Genomic DNA, 6954 nt, shown 5'->3' on the forward strand with positions numbered 1-6954 from the left:
AAATTTTTATATCAGGAAAGAAGGATTTATTTATGGCAAAAAAATTTTTATGTGCAGTAATATTATTATTAGTTCTCGTGTCAAGTGCATTTGCGGCATGGCCGGAGAAGACAATTAATATTTACGTTACACATGCGGCGGGCGGAGATACTGATTATATGGCTCGTCAGTTAGGTGCACAGCTTGAGAAGATTCTCGGAGTCTCTGTTGTCTTAAGCAATGTTACAGGCTCAAACGGTGCTACTTGTATGCAGCAATACAGAAATGGAGCTAAAGACGGCTACACATTTATAGCTACTAATACGGCAGCTCTTAACGGAAACGAGGCCACCGGAATGGTAGATTTTGGCTATAATGCATTTGAACCCGTTGCAGTTTATGGCATTCAATCAGGTGAAAATATTGTAGTGAAAGCCTCTTCTCCGTATAAGACTCTTAAGGATTTAATTGACGCTTCCAAAGAAAAGCCCGGCACAATCAGACTCGGAATTTCCATGGGCGGCGGAGTTTACATAATGGCTTGTGTCTTAATGAACATCGGCAAAGCTCAATTTAATATTATCGAGGCAGGAGACGCGGCGAACAGACTCACGGCTTTATTAGGCGACGCAATTGACGCTACATCAATCCCCTATTCAAGCGCGGCAGATTATATCGAGAAGGGCGAATTACGCAGCCTCTGCACTGTCCTGTCAAAATCCCCGACTCTTTTGCCCGGTCAGCCGGCAGCTTCTGATTATATACCGGAATTAAAACTTGATACTGAGTATGCAGTACTCGCTCCTAAGGGAACACCCCCCGAAATCGTCAAAGCAATGAACGCAGCTATTATGAAGGCATGTGCGACTCCTGAATGGAAGAAAATAGTAAATGATTTCTCATGGCAAGACCCGTTTTATTTTGACGTTGAAGGCAGTATCGCAAATCTTAAGGCACAGAGAGATTTATTTATGAGCCTTGTTCCTATTCTTGAAATCGAGTAATAATGCTTGTAAATTTTTGCAGGCGTGAAAATATATTTTTATGGAGGTAAGTTTTTTATGAAAAAATTAGCTTTAGCAGTAGTATTAGTGTTTTGTCTCTCTTTAGCGGCTTATGCTGAACTCACAGAGCCCGTGAAACTCGTTTTTGCTGCTCAGGAAGTCGGCACCGGTGCTTATTCAGTAAGTGCGGCTATTCAGGGCGCAATGTTGAAGGGACTCCCGGCAGGTTCTACTATTGATTTAACGACAAATTCACCCGGCGGAGTCGGTGCTCCCGTTCTTATTCAGAGAAAGCGCGCTGATTTAATAGTCGGTAATGCAGGCCCCTCACTTTGGAGCTATCAGAGAAGCAAGAAAGATTATCAATTTGGAGACTGCCCTGATGTTAGGAGCATTGCAGGAGGACTCGGCCACGCTTTTGCAAATATAATGTTCACAAAGGCATTTGTTGATAAAACAGGCTGTACAACTATGGAAGAAGTTATTGCGAAAAAAGTTCCGATTAAGTTAATCACAAAGAAAAACGGGACACTCGGCGAACTCACAGCAGAAAGAGTTATAGAGGCTTGCGGGATCTCTGTTGAAGATTTCTTAAAGTTTGCTACATGGGAGAAAACAGGAACAGACGCTATTAAATCAGGAATTCAGGACGATTTATATGACGCGACGATTGACCACGTAGACGCAGGCCAAGCTACAACGACTGAAATTTGCTTGACTCACGCTATGCATTTCGTACAGTTAAAGCCTGAGACTCTCGCAAATCTCAACAAAATGGGCTATGCTCCTATCACGATTACTGCGGGAACTTGGAACGGTTTAGATCATGATATTCAGTCAATGGGTTCACAGCAAAATGTTATAGTCCCTGCCTCAATGCCTAATGATGTAGCATATGCACTCGTTAAAGGAATTTGCGATAATAAAGCAGATATTGCCGCAGCCGTCGCTTCATTAGCATGGTTCGATCCTAAGACAGCCGGAAAACATGAACTCAACGGCGCACCCCTTCACCCCGGCGCAATGAAATATTATAAGGAAATGGGCTACGAGTTCGACGAGTTTAAATAAATTATTAGCTCGTAATGAAATTTTTTAGGCAGGAATAATACAGGCTCGACTCGGGGTATCAGCACGGGCCGAGCTTTTATTTTACGAGATAAGGAGCTGAAAATTTTATGAGTTTTCGTAGTATAGCAGCAATAATTGTAACGATATTATTTTTTGCATTCCAAATGTATATAGCACTAGTTAAGCAGTTCGCTCCCATGTTACAGAGTCCTATACATTTAATATTTGCGTTGACTCTAGTATTTATTTACTTCCCGGCTGATAATTATTACCGCAAAAAAGTTAAGAAAGCTGCCGAGAATATTGGCGAACTCCCTGACCCTGTTATATTAAATAAATATTCGTGGGTTAACTGGATAGACATTTTTGCATTTGCCGGAATAGCTTATTTAACATGGTATATTTTGAGCCAGTTCACCCGCTTGAATGAATTTGTTATCGGCGTTGAAGAAGTTTTGCCCATAGATCACGCGGCTATGATTATAGCGATTTTATTATTACTCGTCGCAGTATATAGGACACTCGGCGGAATTCTCGCAGGTTTTATCACAGTGTTTATAATTTACGCGTGGACTTCTCCATATTTGCCGGGAATCTTGCACACAAATTTAAAGCCGTTCGATCAATTTATTGAAGAGTTTACTTCAGGCATGACAATGACAGAAAGCGGAGTCTTTGGCACTCCATTATTGACGAGCGCAAATACTTTATTTTATTTTATCGTGTTCGGAGCGTTTTTCTCGACTATAGGAGGCGGACAGCTTTTAATTGACATGGGCATGAAGTTATCTAATAAATCATCAGGAGGCCCGGCAAAAGCTGCTGTGTTATCTTCGGGATTGATGGGCATGATTTCAGGCTCGGCAGTCGCAAATGTTGCTACAACTGGAGTAATGACTATTCCCATGATGAAAAAAATCGGCTACGAACCTGAAGAGGCCGGAGCAGTCGAGGCAGTCGCTTCAACAGGCGGACAAATTATGCCCCCGATTATGGGAGTCGGAGCTTTCATAATGGCTGAAATGTTAGGCGTTAATTATATGTCCATTGCTGCGAGTGCGATAATTCCTGCGGTGGCTTATTATTTCGCGGTGTTCGTCTTAGTTGACAAATTAGCGGCCAAGAGAGCGGCAAATCTTGACACAACTGCGGACGCTTCTATAAGAGTAGACAGACCCATTTTACAGAGATTATATTTATTGATTCCTGCTATATTGCTTGTAGTCTGGATTATTCGCGGTTATTCGCTTATGAGGGCGGGGATGGTCGGCATTTTCTCGTGTCTTGCTTGCGACATTATAAATTATTTCGTGAATAAACCTGATTTCTTGAATCTCAAACAATTATGGAACTGCTGCGTTGATGGAGCTAAACAGGCTGCGGCGATTGCTATTCCTACGGCGGCGTGCGGAATTATTATAAATGTCGTTACTCAGCAGACTTCACTAGCTACAAATTTATCGACTTTGATTCGTTCGCTGGGAACTAGTTATTTATTCTTGGCCTTAGTAATTGCTATGGTCGGTTGTATGATTCTGGGAATGGCACTCCCGACGGTTGCCGCGTATTTAGTCGGAGTAATATTATTTGTGCCTTGTATTCAGCCGATTTTGCTGCAGACTGGACTCTCTCGTGCGACTGCTGATTTATGCGCTAATATGTTTGTATTTTATTACGGGATAATGGCGCAGATAACTCCGCCGGTTTGTGTTGCCTCGTATACAGCTGCAGGAATTGCCGGAGCCGACGCTATGAAGACTGGACTCAAGGGATTTACTTTTGCTATGGTCGGATTCTTAGTGCCGTTCGTGTTCGTGTATAATCCCCCGTTATTGTTAAAAGGTGAATGGAACGAGATAATTATTTCAGTTATTCAATTAGCACTGGGAACTTATTTCTTGGCCGTCATGGTCGCGGGATATTTCAAGACTCATTTAAACGTGTTAGAGAGAGTAATATTATTTGCGGCGGCTTTGAGTTTGATTGCTCCTGAAATGATCAGCTCAATAATCGGAGCAGTTATTGGAGTTGCGATATTATTAATTAATTCGAGAAATTCCAAGAAATAGCATATAAATAAATTATTGCCTTTGCTTCTGACAGGAGGCGGGCGGGAACATGGGCGGGGAAAAAGGTGGGCAAAAACGCGAGAAAACGGGCACGGAGTTTTCTTGCATACAGGACACAAAAAATTTTTAGGAGGTGCAAATAATGAGTCAACATCACAAAGTAATAATTGCCGGGAGCGGTTTGGCTGCTTTGGCGGCTGCTGCTAGACTTCACGAATTAGGCGTAAAGGACATTGCTATTTATGCAAACGGACTCGGAGGGACTCCGTATATTGCTGCTATAAATTTTGTATTGCCTGAGAATCCCTACGGCGACACTCCCGAATTATACGCACAAGACATGTTAAAGGCCGGTTATAATATCGGCAATAAAGAATTAGTCCGAGAAATGGCCGCGAATACTTTTAAAGGTTACGAGCTTTTATGCCGCTGGGGAGTAACTTTTGCGCACAATGAAGACGGCTCTATAAAGCTGCGTCATGTTTCGGGTCATACTTATCCGCGTTCACTTTGTCAGACGACTAATTTAATCGGCGTTGAAATCGAAAAAATTATGCTGCCTAAATTAGCTCAGGCCGGAATCGAGTTTCATAATCATGCTCAAGTCGTTAATCTGCTTGTAAATAATGGCAAAATTGAGGGCTTCACAGTAATAGAGAATAACAGCGAGCCTTACAACGTATATGCGCCCATTGTCATAGCCTCATGGGGAGGAGTCGGAAATTTACTCGGAACTTCAACATATCCCGATGACGTGAAGGGCAATACTCTAGGAATGGCCAAGCAAGCCGGCGCAAAACTCGTTGACATTGAATTTATAGAATTTGAGCCTATGGTCATGATGTCGCCCCCCGGTGCTGTAGGTGAACCCTGCCCGACTGCTATGTTAGGAGAAGGCGGTTATTTGCTGAATTCAGACGGAGAGAGATTTTTGCTTGAGGTCAGACCTCAGGGAGAAGCAGGCGCGCCTAAATCACTAATTAATCATGAAATCTGGAAGCAAGTGGCAAAAGGTAAGGGCAACCCTCACGGCGGGATCTGGGTAGATTTGCGGCACATTGATATAAATATCTTGAAAGCCTACCCATGGTTCTATAATAGATTGATTCACAGCGGCTGTGATCCTAAGAAGGAATTATTAGAGGTCGGGCCCATGCCTCACAGTTTTTCAGGAGGAATCAGAATCGACAGCAATTATGAGTCAGACGTTAAAGGACTCTATGCGATCGGCGAGGCTTGCGGAGGTATTCACGGTGCTTGCAGGTGTGCAGGGAATGCGGCGAGTCAAGCGACTTTATCCGGCTTGTTATGCGCTGAAGGAATCATGAAAACCGGCGAATTTGACCGCGAAATTTCAGAGTCCCCGGTAAAATATAACCGTGATGACTCAGTTCGTGAAAAATATTTAGCTGAATTACAAAAAATTGCCGGGCATTCTTTAGGAGTTTACAGGAACGGCGCAGATCTTGAGAAGACTATATCACTCACTAATGATATAATGAATTCCCCCGAACTTTCACGCGATGATTTAACATCACAAACTTCACTAGCAATTAACTTAATAGCAAAGGCCGCACTAAATCGCAAAGAAAGCCGGGGAACTCATAACAGGACAGATTATCCTGATTCAAGTCCTGACTATGAGAAAGAATTTATATTTTAATAAAGGGAAGCGTTATTCATGAGCAAGAAATTTTTTGCAGTAATACTTTTTGTGTTAGTCTTGGGAATTTTCGCGGGGGCAGCATTTGCTGACAGCGAGCATAATGTCCGGGCAGAAGCACTTGGCAGGAAAATTAATTTAATCACCGTTGAGCAAGCTAAAACAATCGCCGCAGAAAAATTGAACGCAAAAGATGTTACATTTAAGTTTGTTGACCTCGACAATGAAATCAAAGACTACCCGAACGGCTCAGATTTTAGACCCGTCTATGAAATGGAGTGCTTTGTTAATGGTCAAGAATATGATGTTGACGTTGACGCTGTAACAGGTGAAGTGCTTAAATGCAAGCTCGATGATTAAGCAGTAAGATTTATAAAAAGTTTGCCCCTTTCTGATTTACTCGGTGAGGGGCTTATTTATTAAGAAGGTGAGATATAATCATGTGCAAGAAATTTTTATTTGCGTTATTCTTGATATTAATAAATTTTCCTGCGAGAATGGCCGAGTGCGATGTTAATATTGCTGCGACATTCCCCGATTCTGTATTTCGCAAAATAATTGAAGGTTATGACAGATATAAATATAATGAAGAAAAAGGTTACTGGCAATCAGGCACAGAATACAGCGACGGCTATTTATCAGATTATGAACTCTCAAAGATTACAGAAATTAACGCAAGTTCTCCATATGATTATAAAGCAGATAAACTTAACGAAGATTACACGATAAAAGATTTGTCCGGAATTAAAGCATTAAAATATCTGAAAAAATTAATAATTGTTAGTCACCCAATAGAAAAGCTAGATATAAGCGGTATGACAAATTTAGAGCGGGTAAGCTGCGGCGGTCAGGGAAGTCAAAAAATAGCGTATCTCTTCCCGTTAAGAAAAGTAAATGCGAGCGACTGTACTTCATTAACTTATATGAGTGTATCAGAAACAGCAGAATTAAATGTGAAAGGCTGTTGCTTTATGTGAGCGGTAATCACGGTTATTTAGATGAAAAAGGTTATTTTCACAGTAATGCTAACTTAGACGGTGTCGTCAGAATAGGAAATATATGATAGTCTATAAAAAATTTTTATTAAGGGTGAAGAAAATTTATGAAATCAGAACTTCATAGACATGACATATCTGAGCGGGCATGGAAATTATTGAAAGATTATTTA

Annotated in this window: 6 protein-coding genes; all 6 read left to right on the forward strand. The window is 41.5% G+C overall.

Translation table 11 applies throughout. The features are described 5' to 3' along the window. Positions 1–32: 32 nt before the first annotated feature. The 6 genes from IJT21_08185 to IJT21_08210 all read left to right on the forward strand — a co-directional run bounded on the left by IJT21_08185 (position 33) and on the right by IJT21_08210 (position 6763). Positions 33–983, forward strand: a complete 951-nt coding sequence (locus IJT21_08185; protein ID MBQ7578226.1) for a tripartite tricarboxylate transporter substrate binding protein — start codon at positions 33–35, stop codon at positions 981–983. A gap of 57 nt (positions 984–1040) precedes the next feature. Then, a complete protein-coding gene (locus IJT21_08190; GenBank protein MBQ7578227.1) occupies positions 1041–2054 on the forward strand; it encodes a TAXI family TRAP transporter solute-binding subunit in 1014 nt (337 codons plus the stop codon). Positions 2055–2161: 107 nt separating this feature from the next. Next, a complete protein-coding gene (locus tag IJT21_08195; GenBank protein ID MBQ7578228.1) occupies positions 2162–4123 on the forward strand; it encodes a TRAP transporter fused permease subunit in 1962 nt (653 codons plus the stop codon). 142 nt (positions 4124–4265) lie between these two features. Next, positions 4266–5786, forward strand: coding sequence for an FAD-binding protein (locus tag IJT21_08200; protein MBQ7578229.1), 1521 nt, complete (start codon positions 4266–4268; stop codon positions 5784–5786). Between the two features lie 18 nt (positions 5787–5804). Continuing rightward, on the forward strand, positions 5805–6146 hold the full coding sequence (locus IJT21_08205) for a PepSY domain-containing protein (protein ID MBQ7578230.1): 342 nt from the start codon (positions 5805–5807) through the stop codon (positions 6144–6146). Between the two features lie 80 nt (positions 6147–6226). Next, positions 6227–6763: a hypothetical protein gene (locus IJT21_08210; GenBank protein MBQ7578231.1), complete on the forward strand. Its 537-nt coding sequence runs from the start codon at positions 6227–6229 to the stop codon at positions 6761–6763. Positions 6764–6954 lie beyond the last annotated feature (191 nt).

Source organism: Synergistaceae bacterium (assembly GCA_017443945.1).
Classification (GTDB): Bacteria; Synergistota; Synergistia; order Synergistales; family Aminobacteriaceae; genus JAFUXM01.